General features: G+C 33.0%; 20 protein-coding genes. 7 read left to right on the top strand and 13 right to left on the bottom strand.

Annotated elements, in window-relative coordinates; translation table 11 throughout:
• Positions 1–268 precede the first annotated feature (268 nt).
• Together bla2 and MRBLBA3_RS16100 are read right to left on the bottom strand one after the other, a co-directional pair.
• Positions 269–1,039, bottom strand: a complete 771-nt coding sequence (bla2, locus tag MRBLBA3_RS16105) for a BcII family subclass B1 metallo-beta-lactamase (protein ID WP_363382402.1) — start codon at positions 1,037–1,039, stop codon at positions 269–271.
• Positions 1,040–1,156: 117 nt separating this feature from the next.
• Complete coding sequence (locus tag MRBLBA3_RS16100) at positions 1,157–1,438, bottom strand: MazG nucleotide pyrophosphohydrolase domain-containing protein (RefSeq protein WP_001026769.1); 282 nt, start codon at positions 1,436–1,438, stop codon at positions 1,157–1,159.
• 122 nt (positions 1,439–1,560) lie between these two features.
• On the opposite strand from MRBLBA3_RS16100, the gene MRBLBA3_RS16095 reads away from it, so the two are divergent.
• Entirely contained in the window at positions 1,561–1,701 is a 141-nt protein-coding gene (locus MRBLBA3_RS16095; protein WP_002079444.1) for a hypothetical protein, read from the top strand.
• A gap of 331 nt (positions 1,702–2,032) precedes the next feature.
• On the opposite strand, the gene MRBLBA3_RS16090 is transcribed toward MRBLBA3_RS16095, so the two are convergent.
• Positions 2,033–2,314, bottom strand: coding sequence for a hypothetical protein (locus MRBLBA3_RS16090; protein WP_000397704.1), 282 nt, complete (start codon positions 2,312–2,314; stop codon positions 2,033–2,035).
• A 184-nt stretch (positions 2,315–2,498) separates the two neighbouring features.
• Here MRBLBA3_RS16090 and MRBLBA3_RS16085 point away from each other — a divergent pair, with 184 nt between their 5' ends.
• Together MRBLBA3_RS16085 and MRBLBA3_RS16080 are read left to right on the top strand one after the other, a co-directional pair.
• Positions 2,499–2,693 carry a hypothetical protein gene (locus tag MRBLBA3_RS16085; protein WP_000819647.1) on the top strand — a complete coding sequence of 65 codons (195 nt, stop codon included), beginning with the start codon at positions 2,499–2,501 and terminating at the stop codon, positions 2,691–2,693.
• A gap of 118 nt (positions 2,694–2,811) precedes the next feature.
• Positions 2,812–3,849, top strand: coding sequence for a serine hydrolase domain-containing protein (locus tag MRBLBA3_RS16080; RefSeq protein WP_001049912.1), 1,038 nt, complete (start codon positions 2,812–2,814; stop codon positions 3,847–3,849).
• 36 nt (positions 3,850–3,885) lie between these two features.
• On the opposite strand, the gene MRBLBA3_RS16075 is transcribed toward MRBLBA3_RS16080, so the two are convergent.
• From MRBLBA3_RS16075 to yeiL, 5 genes are all read right to left on the bottom strand, one after another.
• Positions 3,886–4,134: a hypothetical protein gene (locus MRBLBA3_RS16075; protein ID WP_000666936.1), complete on the bottom strand. Its 249-nt coding sequence runs from the start codon at positions 4,132–4,134 to the stop codon at positions 3,886–3,888.
• Between the two features lie 279 nt (positions 4,135–4,413).
• A complete protein-coding gene (locus tag MRBLBA3_RS16070) occupies positions 4,414–5,457 on the bottom strand; it encodes a flavin-containing monooxygenase (RefSeq protein WP_000653882.1) in 1,044 nt (347 codons plus the stop codon).
• 136 nt (positions 5,458–5,593) lie between these two features.
• The gene (locus MRBLBA3_RS16065) at positions 5,594–6,331 is read right to left on the bottom strand and encodes a metallophosphoesterase family protein (RefSeq protein WP_363382219.1); all 738 of its coding nucleotides are present in this window, start codon (positions 6,329–6,331) and stop codon (positions 5,594–5,596) included.
• 42 nt (positions 6,332–6,373) lie between these two features.
• Complete coding sequence (locus MRBLBA3_RS16060) at positions 6,374–6,727, bottom strand: glyoxalase superfamily protein (protein ID WP_000632396.1); 354 nt, start codon at positions 6,725–6,727, stop codon at positions 6,374–6,376.
• Positions 6,728–6,740: 13 nt separating this feature from the next.
• A complete protein-coding gene (gene yeiL, locus MRBLBA3_RS16055; protein ID WP_000754860.1) occupies positions 6,741–7,433 on the bottom strand; it encodes a transcriptional regulator YeiL in 693 nt (230 codons plus the stop codon).
• A gap of 108 nt (positions 7,434–7,541) precedes the next feature.
• On the opposite strand from yeiL, the gene MRBLBA3_RS16050 reads away from it, so the two are divergent.
• From MRBLBA3_RS16050 to MRBLBA3_RS16040, 3 genes are all read left to right on the top strand, one after another.
• The gene (locus MRBLBA3_RS16050; protein ID WP_002078536.1) at positions 7,542–7,988 is read left to right on the top strand and encodes a DMT family transporter; all 447 of its coding nucleotides are present in this window, start codon (positions 7,542–7,544) and stop codon (positions 7,986–7,988) included.
• A 13-nt stretch (positions 7,989–8,001) separates the two neighbouring features.
• Positions 8,002–8,466 carry a DMT family transporter gene (locus tag MRBLBA3_RS16045; RefSeq protein WP_363382214.1) on the top strand — a complete coding sequence of 155 codons (465 nt, stop codon included), beginning with the start codon at positions 8,002–8,004 and terminating at the stop codon, positions 8,464–8,466.
• Positions 8,467–8,570: 104 nt separating this feature from the next.
• On the top strand, positions 8,571–9,050 hold the full coding sequence (locus MRBLBA3_RS16040; RefSeq protein ID WP_002079440.1) for a hypothetical protein: 480 nt from the start codon (positions 8,571–8,573) through the stop codon (positions 9,048–9,050).
• 40 nt (positions 9,051–9,090) lie between these two features.
• On the opposite strand, the gene aiiA is transcribed toward MRBLBA3_RS16040, so the two are convergent.
• Complete coding sequence (gene aiiA, locus MRBLBA3_RS16035; protein WP_363382211.1) at positions 9,091–9,843, bottom strand: quorum-quenching N-acyl homoserine lactonase AiiA; 753 nt, start codon at positions 9,841–9,843, stop codon at positions 9,091–9,093.
• Positions 9,844–9,943: 100 nt separating this feature from the next.
• Entirely contained in the window at positions 9,944–10,150 is a 207-nt protein-coding gene (locus tag MRBLBA3_RS16030; protein ID WP_363382209.1) for a hypothetical protein, read from the bottom strand.
• 167 nt (positions 10,151–10,317) lie between these two features.
• Here MRBLBA3_RS16030 and MRBLBA3_RS16025 point away from each other — a divergent pair, with 167 nt between their 5' ends.
• A complete protein-coding gene (locus MRBLBA3_RS16025) occupies positions 10,318–11,337 on the top strand; it encodes a zinc-binding alcohol dehydrogenase family protein (RefSeq protein WP_363382206.1) in 1,020 nt (339 codons plus the stop codon).
• A gap of 136 nt (positions 11,338–11,473) precedes the next feature.
• Here the strand turns inward: MRBLBA3_RS16025 and MRBLBA3_RS16020 are convergent, their stop codons facing one another.
• The 3 genes from MRBLBA3_RS16020 to MRBLBA3_RS16010 form a co-directional block, all read right to left on the bottom strand.
• Positions 11,474–12,865, bottom strand: a complete 1,392-nt coding sequence (locus MRBLBA3_RS16020) for an amino acid permease (RefSeq protein WP_001284401.1) — start codon at positions 12,863–12,865, stop codon at positions 11,474–11,476.
• A gap of 354 nt (positions 12,866–13,219) precedes the next feature.
• Positions 13,220–13,432, bottom strand: a complete 213-nt coding sequence (locus MRBLBA3_RS16015) for a hypothetical protein (protein ID WP_016130010.1) — start codon at positions 13,430–13,432, stop codon at positions 13,220–13,222.
• Between the two features lie 146 nt (positions 13,433–13,578).
• On the bottom strand, positions 13,579–15,348 hold the full coding sequence (locus MRBLBA3_RS16010; RefSeq protein WP_363382203.1) for an ATP-binding protein: 1,770 nt from the start codon (positions 15,346–15,348) through the stop codon (positions 13,579–13,581).
• Positions 15,349–15,648: the final 300 nt, after the last annotated feature.

Genomic DNA, 15,648 nt, shown 5'->3' with positions numbered 1-15,648 from the left:
TATAATCTCTAATCTGATCTGATTGATAAGAGATTATGTTATATTTTCATACCAGGGGTGAATGAGGATGACTGAAACTTTAAAAACACTTATAATGCTTGATGTTACTTACATTGTTATAGCAATTATGACGGTACTGGTATTTGTATACTTGGAATTAAAATCTCAGTAAGGTATGCAGGCATAATTGATAGCTTCGCATTTAAATATAGTTAGAAGATAGAGAGGAGAAAATTGTTTCTCCTCTCTTTTATATTCCCACAGTTTCTTATTTCAACAAATCCAATGTATGTAAAAGTAATCCTCTGTTCCCTACTTCCCCATGACCAGGCACTACTGAATTTATATTTATATTTCCATATCGTTTCAGCACATTCTCAATCGATGTGGACCATTCATTTACATAAGCATCAGCAACGTTTCCTAAATCTTTAGCTTCCGCAGATTTCACTAAACAGCCTCCCGCTAAAATGTTGTATTGCGGTAACCATACGACGATATTATCTTCTGTATGTCCTTTCCCTGGATAGAACGTTTCTACTTTCATATTTCCAAACTTTAATTTCGTAATGGTTTGTAAGTCTCCAAGTGGTTCCTCATATCCATTTTTCTTTGCTAGTTCCGCAGTTAATGCTGTACTATGCGCTTTAATGCCTCTTTCTTTCAACGTTTTTATTCCGCCAATTCGATCAGCGTGCGCATGTGTAATAATGACATCCTTTACACGCTTCTTAAATTTCTTTTCTACCATCTCTATTAATTCCTTCGTTAACTTATCATCCCAAGAAGAATCGACAAGTACTAACCCTTTAGAAGTAGTAAGAACTAGACCGTTCGAAGGAACTGCTACTCCATTAAAATAACCTAGCTCAGTATGAACCCATACATTTTTGTTTAACTGAGAAAGTGAAATAGTTCCTGTCTCATTCTTTATTACTTTTTGCTCTACCGTTCGTTCTGCTTGTACAGAAGAAATTGTACTAACAAATTGAGTTGCTCCTAGTAAGCTTACACATACCCCTTCTTTCAAACTAAATATTCATTACCTATATTAGACAATTCATCTCAAATGTTTGTTCCATCTTCACTTGCATATTTTTCATGAAATTAATAAAAGCGCACAAAATTTTGTACGCTTTTTAATTTAACTTTCTTTTTACCATTCACGTTTTTTATTAATCATCATTTTTTCTTCAAACGCCTTCTCTAAATCAATTTCTAACTTGTTTGCTAAATCACATACATTCCAAATTACATCAAACATTTCTAAACCAATCTCTCTTTTTGAATCTTGTATTTTATCACGCTTTAATATAACTTCCGCTAATTCACCTAATTCCGCCATCGCATACATCGTACGCTCTTCGATTGTTGTATCTTGAAACCCTTTTTCGTTACTGAAACTTGATACATATTGCTGGAATTCCGAAATATTCATATGTAATCTCCCTTCATCGTAAATATCTCATTTTTAATAAACTTAAAATCAAAATTGTATTTTGTTAAATTATAACATTCATACTATAATTTATTTATAGCCTATTAACGGAGGTGTTTTCAATGACTCTCTTCGCTTCCCCATCATTATTCATACTAGCAATCATTTCATTTGCACTAGCTTATTTCATCGGAGTAAAACAATACACTTGGCTCTTATCAGGTTTCAATGAACGCCGTGTGTCAGATAAAGTGAAACTTTAATCAGTGGGGGTTTTCTTCATCCCCCACTGATTATTAGTTGAACCAATCGGACCTTTATGGGCAGTTGATCCCCCACCTAACTTCTTTGCTTTCGCTGAATTTTGAGTTGGGGGTCTTACTGCCCATTAAAGCGGGATAAAGTTAAGTTATCGAAGATAGTTGGTCTTTATAATTTAACCGCCGGTGTTATCGCCACAATTGGTAGTGTCTTCACTACCCCTAATGTAAAAATCGTATTTCCTATCATTATAATTGACCACGTTATAATAGCTGCTTATGTAAATACACGTATGGTGCAGTGAAAAAAGATCACCCCAATGGATGATCTTTTTTATAATTTATCAACATATTGCTTCGCTTCTAGTAAGGAAAACCCAAAAGCCTCTCTTACTCTCTTAATTGCCGTAACTGTTTTCCCTTCTTCCATAAGCTGCCGCAACTCTTTATTAATTTCAGGTTCTCTATCTACAATTCCCATTTCTTTCGAAATTAATTGTAATCTATCTTCCATCCGCTTTAAACGCGCATCCGTTTTCTTTTCGATTTTATTTAATTTTTCAACGATATACATAAACCCACAGACCGCTATCGGTATGATCATCCAAAATTCCAAGACTATTCCTCCTCATTAGCTTTTATTTGTTTTAATTCACTAACTTATGTAAATTTTACCATGAAACACATTTAATGTATAATAATGATATACAACACTGTTGATAAAGTGAAACTTTAATCAGTGGGCGTTTTACTGCCCGTTAATGCGGGATAAAACCTTTTACTTTAAGGGGGGATACTTTATGAAAAGATTTTTAAATACGTTACTACAATTTGTAGTTCTTTCAATTGCACTACATTTATTATTTGATATCGTTGGCTGGCTTGTTTTCAATGCACCAATTAAAAACAAACAAATCATTATTTCCTTACTAACAACCTCATGGCTTATGTACATGTACCGAGATAAATTTTTCAAAGCCTTTACTTCGAATTAACTTAAACTAAGAAAACACTTCATCGATAATAGATGAAGTGTTTCTTTTTCTCTCCTTCTCTCTATTTATTACTGTATAATAAAACTAATATTCTGTCTTTTGAAAGAAAGGAGTCACTATGAACTTAAAAAACAACAATATATATGAGAAAATGAACCAATATTCCGTTGCAGGATTAAGCCTTGCCGTTATACATGACGGTAGACTTGATGAAACTACTTCCTTCGGAACACTTGAATCTGGAACAACTAGAACTGTCAATACGAATTCCATATTCAATTCTTGTTCTATTAGCAAATTCATCACTTCAATGCTCGTACTAACGCTATCAGATCAAGGAATCGTACATTTAGATGAAGACGTAAATGATAGACTCACATCTTGGAACATCCCTACCAATCTATTTACTTCGCAGAAAAAAGTCACGTTACGAAACTTATTAAGTCACCAATCTGGAATGATTGATCCTCCTAATAGTTTTGAGCATTATACCCTTGCACAAGGGCGACCAAACATGTCTGAACTCCTCGCTGGTAAAACATCATATTGCTCCGTACCTATTGAAGTAACTTATAAACCAGAAAGCGAATTTCACTACTCTGACGCAAACTTTTGTATTATCGAACTACTACTTGAAGATATAACTGGAAAACCATTCAACCTTTTACTTGAAGAATATATCTTTCAGCCACTCCAGCTGAAGAATAGTAAGGTATTCTCTACTAAAGATATAAATAAATTAGATATATTTGCTTGTGGACATAATAAAGATGGCACCGTTACAAATGAGAAGTATCCATTTTATCCATTCGCAGCAGCTTCAGGCGTTTGGACAACACCAACTGACTTATCAACTTTAGTACTCGAACTCATTCATTCCTTACAAGGAAATAGCAAACTAAAACTTTCTCAAAAAACAGTACAAGACATGATTTCTCCTCAAGGTTGCTCAAAATGGACTGGACTAGGTGTTTTTCTAGATGATTCTAATAAAAACTTACAAATTTATTCACTTGGATGGGGCGTTGGATTTCAATGTATGATGGTATGCTATCCCTACCGAGGTAATGGTGCTGTTATTATGACGAACGCTGACTTAGGTGTTCATCAAATGGAAGGGATTATTGGTGACGTTTTAAAAACGTTATCCTTATAATGAAAAGAAAGAAGCTGTTCCTTCCAGCTTCTTTCTTTATATAACATTTTTCGCAACAATTTTTATATGTTCTGGTGCGATAATCTCCGTTATACTTTCTTGGAAATCTTCATGCAACAGTTCTTCAATATGTTCTAACTGCACTTCGACATGTGTGCATTCTAAATTATGTATGTTTAATAGTGCATAATGATCTTTTTTCTTAATTACTAAATATTGATTTTCTTCTGTTACGAGTATCGATCCTAATCGTACTCCTAATAAGCGTTGATCATCAAACTTCATAATTACTTCTCCTTCCCTCACATAAATGAAATCAAAATGAAAATAATTACATTTATGGATAATACTCTTTTTTAGACTATATCATAATTTACTAAAATATAAATATCATTTTTCCTTTTAATAAAAATTCCTATTCTTTCATATATTTCGATACAAAAAACTTTCTCAACATAAAATTAGAATTTTCAGTTTTTATTCTTATAAAAATCTATTATAATAAAGTTAATAAATGTTTGACCTCTCCTAATTCATGTACATATGGATGATCAGTAGTTGTTGCTACTGATCTATTTTTTTGATTTCAGAAAGCAAATACGCTGCATCCATTCCTACACCACAAATAAGTGCAGACCCCCTTTGAGATTGCCATGGCAATCCGATATAATATAATCCTCTTACTGGACTTATTCCCTTTAGATAATTAGGAAATCCATTCTCATTCACTGCCTTTTCTATTTCAATCCATTTATAGTTCTGATTAAAACCAGTTGACCATACAATACTTTCCCCACTATACGTGCCACCATTTTGAAACATAATGCTATTTTCTGATGCACTAACCACTTTTCCCTCTAGTTTTATTGCTCCACTACGAATAAGTTCCTTACCTTCAAAACCGAAAATGGGATCCTTTCTCTTCTGAAACCATTTCCCCCTCTTAGTATGTACTTCAGCATACAATAAACCCAATTTTTCTAACCAATTAAAAATGCTTTTTCTAAAAAGATGTAACGGTAAAAATGTTAATGGATGACTGATAGACATTGTTACTTCATGAGTTTTTGCAAGTTCTACTGCTATTTGCATTCCTGAATTCCCGCCACCTACTACTAGTACTCTTCCCTTTGGAATTTGTGATGGTGATTTATATTGTGATGAATGTATTTGAAAAATATGTGATGAAAGATGTTGTGAAACTGAGGGGATGAATGGGTGCTGAAAACCGCCTGATGCGATAATAACTTTTTTTGATTGTAATATTCCTTCAGAAGTATGTAATTCGAATATATCTTTTTCTTTCTTTATTTTTAAAACTTCAGTTTGCAATTGGACCGGCAATTTAAAGTGCCTTGCATATTTTTCTAAATACGTTGCGATTTCATCTTTATGTGGAAATCCATTCCCTTCTCCTTTTAATATCATACCTGGCAAACTACTATATTCCCTCGGTGTGAAGAGCTGTAAAGAATCATATCGATTTCTCCATGAATCACCAACTCGGTTTCCTGCCTCAAGTAATAAAAAATTATACCCTTCTTGCTTCAAGTAATATCCCATTGTTAATCCCGCTTGACCAGCTCCAATAATAATTAGGTCTTTCACTCTAATCCCTCCTCCTCTTATATATGAATACATGTTCATATATTCATATGTTTCCATAATCATAACATTTTATTTTTATATAATTCAACATCTACATAAAATAAAAAGAGGAGTTTACTATAAAGTAAACTCCTCTTCATTCTACCTTTCCAGTCTTTAGCGCTTGTGCCCAGTCATGCCTTTCCTGTTGAACAGCTAACCGAGCTGCTTCTTCCCAATTATAAGGAACTGAAATTTGTTCAATTATCCATTCTTCCAAAATCTTTTCTATCACTACATATTTTGCGTGCGGAGTTCCTGACTCCATTTTATGCAAAACGGGTAATTCATCTTTGTATGCTGGAAGCCCTACACTCACTGGATTTATAATGATTTTTCCGTTCGCTAAATAAACAACTCTAGGAATATGCGTATGACCACATACTATTATTTTTTGTTCTATATTTTGGAGTTGATCCATTATATTTTTTTCACTCTTTAATACCGCACCATTTTCATTCATCTCTTCTAATAAATACACCTCATCTGAAGTCGGTGTACCATGACAAAATAAAATATCGTCTACAATACATTGTGAAAGATGTTGTTTTAACCAATCTATATGATGATTTGTTAATTGATTTCGAACAAAAGCTAGTGTAGTAGATTGCTCTTGTATAGGTTCCCAAAGCATGCGATCACAGTTGCCCTTAATATGTATCATCTCGTTATTCATTAATATTTCAATTGTCCCTAAAGGATCTAACGGCCCATACACACTATCACCTAAATTTATTATCATTTCGACCTTGCGACGTACAATATCTTTTAATACAGATTTTAAAGCGTGACTATTTCCATGGACATCTGAAATTATCGCTATTTTTCTGTTCATTGTAACACCTACTTTGATAAGTTATTTATGACATCTCAATTTCTAAACCTTCTCCTCATAAAATATAATTCTATTTAAAAACGGATCAATTACAGTTAATTCCATTGTATCCCACGGTGTTCTCTCTATATCAGGCTTTGAATAAGCATAATCTTTACTTGAGAAAATAGCATAATAACTTTTTAAATCCTTTATTTTCACACGAATCGCACCGCCTGGCGAAGCATCCCCATGATGTTCTGATAAATGTATTACAGCATCATGTAACGAAATTTGCATATATAATGGCATATGTTCCTCATACCGATGTTCCCAATCCATTTTAAATCCTAAAAAATCTAAGTAAAATAGCTTTGCTTTTTCAATATCAAAAATTCTAAATATAGGTGTAATCATTTATACTCTCCTCCTATTTATAAACATCTGCCGCCAATTCCCTCAAAACATCCACGTTTACTACTTCAAAACATCCATTGTTTTTCTGTATTATCCCTTTATCACAAAAGATATTTAATGTTCTTAATAAATGTCGATAACTCGTTCCTAACAATTCAGCTATTTCCGTTAAATTCCCACTAAACACAATTCTATTTCCGTGCTGAGCAGCTCGTTCCCCTGCTGCTAACATATAACTCGCAAGTCTATTTTCAAGTGGATATAGTAAATTAATTGTACTATTTTTTGAAAGTCGATTTAACTTATGCGCTAACGATCCACAAATACATCGTAAAAATTTCGCATCATGAAATAGTTGATTTCTCACTTTTCCTAAAGGTAAACCAACACAATATGAATCTGCCATCACTTGTACGTTTGAAGCAGTCTTTTGAGAATGAATTAACTCCACATCTCCTAACAGCTGCAAGCTATCATAAAAGCATAATAATACAGACTTCCCGTTACTTAATGTATTAAACGCTTTCGCTTTTCCTTCAACAAAGAAATATAAATAATCTATCTCTTCATTTTCTCTACAAATAAACTCATTCTTTTTAAAAAATATAAGTTCCATATACGGTTTCATATCACTACTAAAAAATGAATCGATATTATTTTGTTTCATATACTCTGCTAATTTATTAGAATTACATACTTTCTTCATAGTTCCCCCGCCTTTACAACTATCCCCATTGTAATTAAAATTTTCTTCTTCCACTATGACATATGTCATAGTAATAGACAATTTCAGCATGATACAGTCATTACAAATATGAAATATAAAGGGGATATTACATTGTATAACTTTTTTTCTGTCTTTATTGGCGTGCTTATCGCCATTATGCTTCCTTTGAACGGGATTTTATCTGAGTTAATTGGCAAGTATACAGCAAGCGTTGTCATTCACCTTGTCGGTTTAATTGCAGTTATTTTCGTTTTAATCATAAACAAAAATAAAATCCATTTTGATAAAGGTATTCCACTTTTTTTATATAGCGCTGGAGCGATTGGGGTATTCACTGTTCTTTTTAATAATATAAGTTTCTCCGTCCTTGGTGCCTCTATTACGATCGCATTAAGTTTACTTGGTCAATCCATTGCTGCAATTGTTATTGATCACTTCGGCTTATTAGGAATGAAGGTTGCAAAGTTTGAAAAGAAAAAACTAATTGGATTATTTTTCATCTCTTCCGGGATTATAATCATGACAATTTATTAATGGAGGCAAGAAAATGTTATATATTACTATCGCTATTTTAGCTGGTGTTTCTATCGTCGTTGCTAGAATTATTAACGCGAATTTAGCAAAGGAAATTGGAAATTGGGAAGGCACGTTTTTTAATTATATTACGGGATTATTTTTCTCTATGTTATTTTTAATTTTCAGTTCAGATTCATTATATATTCCTAGTCATACGTTGCAATCTATTCCTATTGCTGTGTACTTAGGCGGATTAGTAGGCGTTATCGTTATTTCATTATCCAACTATATCACTCCTAAAATATCAGCGTTTTATTTAACGTTGCTCATCTTTATCGGACAATTATTTGCGGGGACTATCATTGATTTCTTCCTGTCAAACGAACTCTCTATAGGAAAAGTTGTCGGTGGGATTTTCGTATTAATTGGGCTTACTTACAATTTACTCGTTGATCGCCCTATTAAAACTGTACAGAATAAACAAGTTCACCTATAATACTTTGCGCTTACCTATCATATATTAATAGAAAAGCTCTTCACACGAAGTAATAGAGAGGAGAATACCCTATTAAGAAAATCATTATATTGATAGGTAGCGCATTGATTATTTTTGGAACCGTATGGTTTTTAAACTCTGGAAAATCTATTCAAGATCTCTATACAGCAAGTAAACCTAAGAAGAAAGCTACTATTATTTCAACTCAAAGAGACCCGGATGCACCTCCTGTTTTTTTAGGGAAACAGGAAATAAAAGATATACATGTAGAGTCAATTAAAACAAAAAAGGATATCTTTCTCACAAAAACAGATGAGTTAAAAACATTCATTAACAGTATGGACACAGCAAAAAAAGGCGATTTAACGCTAGATGAAGAAGGTTCTGATTTAGTAGATTGTAACATGTGGATTACTTTCCAAGATGGGACTTATAAACAATATTTACTTTGGATAGTAGATAACAACAGTAGTGAAATTATGATTGCCCATCAAAACAATCCTGATGACTTAGATCTTACTTATTATCAATTAAATGAAGGCAATTCAAAAAAAGTATATAACTTATTTAAAAAAATTATATAAAAAAGAAAGTCATGGGCACATTAGCTCATGACTTTCTCTTTTATATATATTCAGGGAACACTTTACAGCTCTTTTCCTGCTCTATATCATGTCCAAAGAAAACAATTGGGTTCTCTTTCCTAACAACTTCTTTTAAACGTTTAATTGAAGATAAAGCTAATTCTGGATCAAATCCTGCGAACGGCACTTCATCTTCAAAATTTTCTTTCGTATACGATGCATCGATCGTTAATAACACAGGACCGGATTTTTCAGTCTCAATTAATAGTGACTGATGCCCCGGAGTATGTCCTGGTGTATACAATAATTGAACACCTGGTACGACTTCATAATCCCCTTCAATGATCTTGTATTTCAAATTCGGCAATATACACTCTTTCATATATTCTTCACTATGTTGTGCCGCCTCATATTCAGCACACTGCACAATAATCGGTGTATTTGTAAAAGCACCATTTCCTCCTGCATGATCAAAATGCAAGTGAGAACTAATAATATATAGAAGGTCTTCTGGCTCATACCCTGCACGCTTTAAAATATTTACAATTCTATCTTCTTCATTCATTTTCGGTAAAATCTGCCCCTCAACAAATGTACCGTTAAAAAGGCCTTCATTATTAACCGCACTTTCTGGCATACCTGTATCTACTAAAATAAGTCCTTCTTCAGTCTCCAAAAGATAACACCAAACCGGTAAGTCTAATAATTTTCCTGGTGTTAATGTACTGTTAACAGACGAATGATCCAACATACAACGACCAGCTGGTACGAAATAAAGCTTCTTTACCGTCATTATGTATCCACCTTTACATTTTATTTTGGATAAGGCACACAGTAAAAATTCTTCTTTCTAAAAATAAAATCCTTCTAGACCGTCATTCCATCTTTACTTACTATTTTTTCAATTTCCGAGCAGTAAAAAATACTAGAACAATCGAGATATAACATATAGCAATCCCTAAGAAACTAACGCTAAATCCATCTTCGTGAATAGTCATAATTTTAAAAATATCAATATCCAATAAGTAACCGATGAAAAGGTACATGATAATAATTGCCGTTACTACAAAATAGTCATTTCTTCTTAACTGCATTGTCATTAGCCCTTCACCTCGCAATGTTTTCTATCAAAAACATACCATATATACTTAATATTTAGAATAATTTCCGATTTCATAAAAAAAATTAAAGTGTACTTTTTTACATAACAATCTTTCCCCCCTATAATAAAAGAGAAAAAACTCTTACTTTAATGGAGGGAATGGAAATGAAAGCAATTGGTTTACATGAATACTTACCTATTGAAGAAGAAAACAGTTTAATTGATATTGAAGTTGAAAGACCTGTTGCCACAGGAAGAGATATACTTGTTAAAATTAACGCTATTTCTGTTAATCCAGTTGATACAAAAGTTCGATCTCCGAAAGATAAAAAAGAAGAAGTAGCGAAAATACTTGGCTGGGATGCTAGTGGTGTTGTTGTGCAAACGGGCGAAGGTTGTACGTTATTTAAAGAAGGCGACGAAGTGTTTTACGCTGGAAGCATTACGAGACAAGGTACATATAGTGAATACCATTTAGTTGATGAAAGAATTGTTGGTAAAAAACCAAAAACGTTAAGTGATGCTGAATCTGCAGCAATTCCTTTAACAGCCATCACAGCGTGGGAAGGTTTATTTGAACGTTTAGGTATTGATTATAATAAGAAAGATACAAATACATTCAAAAACATTTTAATTATTGGCGGAGCTGGTGGTGTTGGCTCGATTGCTATTCAATTAGCAAAATGGGCTGGACTGAATGTAATCACAACTGCATCCCGCAATGAAACGATACACTGGGTCGAAAAATTCGGTGCCGATTATATCGTTAACCATCACCAACCTTTAAAAGATCAAATATTAGAGTTTGGGCTAAAAGATGTAGATTATATTTTCTGCTTAAACAATACAGATCAACATTGGCAAGCAATATGTGACCTCATTAAACCACAAGGAAAAATTTGCTCTATCGTAGAAAATGAACACCCTCTTGAAATGGGGATTTTGAAAAGTAAAAGTGCTACATTCGTTTGGGAGTTTATGTTCACAAAAGCGATGTATGAAACTGGTGATATGATTACGCAGCACGAACTATTAAATAAAGTGAGTGAGCTATTAGATGAAGGTATCCTTCATACAACTTTAAACGACACGTTAACACCAATAAATGCAGAAAACCTTAAAAAAGCACATGCATTGCTTGAGAGTGGACGTACAATTGGGAAGATCGTAGTAGAAAAATTTTAATCATATTAAATTTTCCTAAACTACACGACAGTGTATGAAATTATATCAACGATTCGACAAGACATATCGATTTACCGGCAAAAAAACAACAATAAGAAAAGGCTGTTCATCTGGAACAGCCTTTTCTTTACTGACTTTATTTACTTGAAATCCCTTGATCATCTTGAGCGTCTAACGGAGCTCTCTTCCCTATTCCGAAAGCATAGAAACTAATTGTTACGATAGCTAAGAAAACAATACCTACAATTAGTGAAATACGAGTATCATCGTTAAACCACATACCGATTAATACCATAATTAAAAAGGCAATTGTTAAATAGTTTGTAACAGGAGCAAATGGCATTTTGAACGGATGATCTTTCATCGCTGCTCCTTTTTCTTTTCTAAAATTAATTTGACTAATTAAAATGACAAACCATGGCACCATACCAGGAAGTACACTCGCACTATATACATATACGAATAAGTTTTTTGGAGCGATATAACTTAAAACAACACCAACCGCTAAACCGATAATTACACCAACTGTACCGAATAAAGGTACACCGTTACTAGAAATCTTCGTAAAGTATTTCGGTGCTTGTCCATTTACACCTAATGTATAAAGCATACGCCCAGCACTATAAATACCACTGTTACAACCAGACATTGCTGCTGTAATAACAACGAAGTTAATAAGTCCCGCAGCTGCTGTAATACCAACTTTCGCAAAAGTTGCTACGAACGGACTACCAATTGAACTTAATTGATCCCAAGGATAAACAGTTACAATAACGAAAATAGCACCAATATAGAAAATTAGAATACGCCAAATTGTACTTTGAATTGCTCTTGTAAGTGTCTTCTTCGGATTTTTCGCTTCACCAGCAGTAATCCCGATTAATTCCACACCTTGATATGCTCCAACTACAAGTGATAAAGCAAAGAAGAATCCTGAAAAACCACCTGTGAAGAAACCACCATTTTTCCATAGATTAGATATACCAATTGCTTCTCCTCCGTTCCCAATTCCGAAGAAAATGAGACCGAATCCGGCAATAATCATTAATAAAATCGTAACGATTTTAATCATCGCAAACCAAAATTCAAATTCACCAAACGACTTAACCGAAATTAAGTTGGCAGCACCAAGAATGACCATTGCGATAACACCAGGTATCCAAGCTGGTAAATCTGGGAACCAATAGTTCATATACGCTCCAACTGCGATAATCTCTGACATCCCAACGATAACCCACTGGAACCAGTTACTCCACGCTGTCATATAACCAGCTAGCGGATGAATGTACTTGTGACCAAATGTCGCAAATGAACCTGTGCTTGGCTCCATATACAACATTTCTCCCATGGCACGCATAATGAAGAAGATAAAAATACCTGCAATCGCATAGGCAAGCATTACTGACGGACCTGTCCATTTAATCGTGCTGGCTGACCCCATAAACAAACCAACACCAATCGTTCCGCCTAAAGCGATCATTTGAATATGACGTGCTTCTAAGCCCCTTTTCAATTCTTTGTTTGCCACTTCATTTCCCCCTCTTAGATGATTCATAGCCGCATTTAAAGTAAGATGGTGTACCCTAATTCTTCTTTGGTCTGAAAATGATGAAGCGAGTATCATTTTTAGCGCACTTAAAAGTTGTCCTTTCCTTCTTATTAAGTCGTAAAAGCTTCTTCATTTTCCTCCCTTAGCAAAATTGTAAAATTGCTTATTTTATAATAATTCATTTATCTGAAAAATACAATTACTTTTTCTGGCAGATTGTTATATACGAATCGAATACAATTCATCGTCATATTAGTAACTAAATATATAGATAGGTGACAAAAATAAAAGGAACACTACTTTTGTTTTAAAGTAGTGTTCCTTTTTTATAAACTATTTAATTATAAAAGATAAAACCCCTATAATTATACAAGCAATCCCGCTTAAGAATTGTCCCAGTCCCGCTGTTTCTCCCAAAATCAAGAAATTAAAAATATTTTTTCTCGTTTGTGTTTTTCCTATAAATGCTTCATCAGTTTTCATTCTGTATATCCCCCATAGTACTAAGACTACGCCAAAAAGTATAAATAATAGTTTTAAAATCATCGTATAGTTACCTCTGTTCAATATATTTTTTATTTATCCCTATTAAATCCAATTTCTATTCCTGATCAAATTACTTCATACCACCTATGTTTCTACAAGATAATAGTTTAATTTTTCATTTTAAGAGATTTATTTACTAGTTATAATTACATGCTATTTGGACTAACATCACCAACTGAGTCACCGTTATAAATTGGGAAAAACAGAGTAACAGTAGTTCCTTTCCCAACTTGGCTTTTTATACTTATTTTCCCACCATGACTTTCAATAATTCGGTAACTCATCATGAGCCCAACACCCGTCCCTTTTTCTTTTGTACTATAAAAAGGTTCACCTAGCCTTTTTATTCTTTCTGAAGGAATACCTATTCCTTTATCTAAAATACTAATCTTAATCTCGGTACTATTATGTTTTTTCACGCTTATAATGATCTCTTGACCATTTTGTATAGCCTCAATAGAATTTTGTAAAATACTATAGAAAACTTGTTTTAATTGAATTTCGCAACACTCAACTAATAAGTTTTCAGCATCCACATTTAATGTGATACGAATATTCTTCATTATTGCTTGTGTACTTATTAAGTCGACTACATTATCTAATATAGTACAAAGGTTTTTAGGCTCAAATACTGCAGCATTCGGTTTTGCAATAGATAAAAACTCTTGAATAACCTTTTCAATACTACTGATTTCTGAAAGTATTAGGCTTAAACATTCTTTATCCTTTCCTACTTCCTGTTGCAATAATTGCATGAACCCTTTAATTACTGTTAATGGGTTACGAACTTTATGAGCGACCCCAGCTGCCAATTGCCCTACTGCATTAAGGGTGTCCGATTTCTTTAATAATTCCGTCGTTATTGTACGCTCTGTAATATCACGTACAATAATCATAATTTTATCCTCAAAAAGCGGTAAAAGTCTTGCTTCAAAATAATAAATCTCATCATCTAGTTGTAGAGAATAATCTATTAATACAGGAGCGGACGAAGTTTTTATTTGATTAATAGCCTTCTCAAATTGCTTTATAATAGGAACTGGTAATATCTCTTGGAATTTCTTTCCTATAAATTCTTCAATTGGAACATAAAATTTGGATACAGAATTTACTTTACAATCCTTAATGGTCCCATCAAGTTCTGACAAAAAATACAAATCAGGAATCGCTTTAAAAATTAATTCTAGTTCATTCGAGGTTTGTTTAAGTTTCTCTTCCATCCTCTTACGCTTAGTTATATCAATTCCAATTGCTCCGACATTCCATCCTAAAGTTGGAATACTATGTAAAATATTGGACCACATAATAGTTTTTATCTCACCATTTTTACATGTGATATCCATCTCCCAATCTCTAAAATCGTTACGATTAGGTCTATAAGGATGTAGCAATTTCATCACTTTTGGATTGTTAATTATTTCATCTGCATTATATCCTGTTACTAATTCACATTCCCGATTCCACATAATAATATTTCCTTTTTCATCAATAGCATTAATCATAATCGGCATATTTTGTAATATACTGCCTAAACAATCTCCCTCATGATTTGTTATCGCATTCATTTGTGAATCTTTTTCATGAATTTTTTTAAGGTGTAATTGTTGTGTTGCCATCTCTTCAATTAGATTTGCAATGCATTTAAAATGTGTTATGTGAGAATCCGCAATAACCTCTTTATTCATACTTGCTCCTATAACAAAACTTGCTATATGTTCATTCTCAATAATGATGGGAATATGCATTTCTTGGGGCTTTTGGATTCTTTGGTTATGAAAAAAAGGGTCACCTTTGGTAAATATAACATTTTGATTATTATCAAGGAGACAGAATGGAACTTTAGTTAAATTATAAAATTGCTCTGTTATACTCTTAAACTTGTCTATACTTATAAGATCTTTAAGTGTGTATTTCATTATTTAACCCATCTCCTTTATATTTACTATATCTTTAAGAATCCCAATATAAATTTTCAAACTAGAAACAATAAACAATTCCCTATTACAATGATGTATTCATTATGAAATACCATAGGATCAACCATATACTTGTATAGAGTAATAATACAAAGGTTTAAACTATAACAAGGGCCGCAAATCTTTCTTGTTTCACCTAAATAAAAATCAATTGTATTTCTTTTTGGATCAACGGCACGCTATAAGTAAATCTATTTTCCTCTTACTTTTATATAGACTATTTAATTCTGAATCATACTT

Source organism: Bacillus sp. LBA3-1-1.1 (assembly GCF_040676495.1).
GTDB lineage: Bacteria > Bacillota > Bacilli > Bacillales > Bacillaceae_G > Bacillus_A > Bacillus_A nitratireducens.
Note: the sequence above shows the minus strand (reverse complement) of the source record. Positions and strands in the feature narration are given on the sequence as shown.

What these genes read in the sequence shown, in the direction of transcription:
- MRBLBA3_RS16100 (WP_001026769.1), bottom strand. Translation starts at nt 1,438, where the DNA reads ATGAATATTTCGGAATTCCAGCAATATGTATCAAGTTTCAGTAACGAA.
- MRBLBA3_RS16095 (WP_002079444.1), top strand. Translation starts at nt 1,561, where the DNA reads ATGACTCTCTTCGCTTCCCCATCATTATTCATACTAGCAATCATTTCA.
- MRBLBA3_RS16085 (WP_000819647.1), top strand. Translation starts at nt 2,499, where the DNA reads ATGAAAAGATTTTTAAATACGTTACTACAATTTGTAGTTCTTTCAATT.
- MRBLBA3_RS16080 (WP_001049912.1), top strand. Translation starts at nt 2,812, where the DNA reads ATGAACTTAAAAAACAACAATATATATGAGAAAATGAACCAATATTCC.
- MRBLBA3_RS16075 (WP_000666936.1), bottom strand. Translation starts at nt 4,134, where the DNA reads ATGAAGTTTGATGATCAACGCTTATTAGGAGTACGATTAGGATCGATA.
- MRBLBA3_RS16065 (WP_363382219.1), bottom strand. Translation starts at nt 6,331, where the DNA reads ATGAACAGAAAAATAGCGATAATTTCAGATGTCCATGGAAATAGTCAC.
- MRBLBA3_RS16060 (WP_000632396.1), bottom strand. Translation starts at nt 6,727, where the DNA reads ATGATTACACCTATATTTAGAATTTTTGATATTGAAAAAGCAAAGCTA.
- yeiL (WP_000754860.1), bottom strand. Translation starts at nt 7,433, where the DNA reads ATGAAGAAAGTATGTAATTCTAATAAATTAGCAGAGTATATGAAACAA.
- MRBLBA3_RS16050 (WP_002078536.1), top strand. Translation starts at nt 7,542, where the DNA reads ATGAAATATAAAGGGGATATTACATTGTATAACTTTTTTTCTGTCTTT.
- MRBLBA3_RS16045 (WP_363382214.1), top strand. Translation starts at nt 8,002, where the DNA reads ATGTTATATATTACTATCGCTATTTTAGCTGGTGTTTCTATCGTCGTT.
- aiiA (WP_363382211.1), bottom strand. Translation starts at nt 9,843, where the DNA reads ATGACGGTAAAGAAGCTTTATTTCGTACCAGCTGGTCGTTGTATGTTG.
- MRBLBA3_RS16030 (WP_363382209.1), bottom strand. Translation starts at nt 10,150, where the DNA reads ATGACAATGCAGTTAAGAAGAAATGACTATTTTGTAGTAACGGCAATT.
- MRBLBA3_RS16025 (WP_363382206.1), top strand. Translation starts at nt 10,318, where the DNA reads ATGAAAGCAATTGGTTTACATGAATACTTACCTATTGAAGAAGAAAAC.
- MRBLBA3_RS16015 (WP_016130010.1), bottom strand. Translation starts at nt 13,432, where the DNA reads ATGATTTTAAAACTATTATTTATACTTTTTGGCGTAGTCTTAGTACTA.
- MRBLBA3_RS16010 (WP_363382203.1), bottom strand. Translation starts at nt 15,348, where the DNA reads ATGAAATACACACTTAAAGATCTTATAAGTATAGACAAGTTTAAGAGT.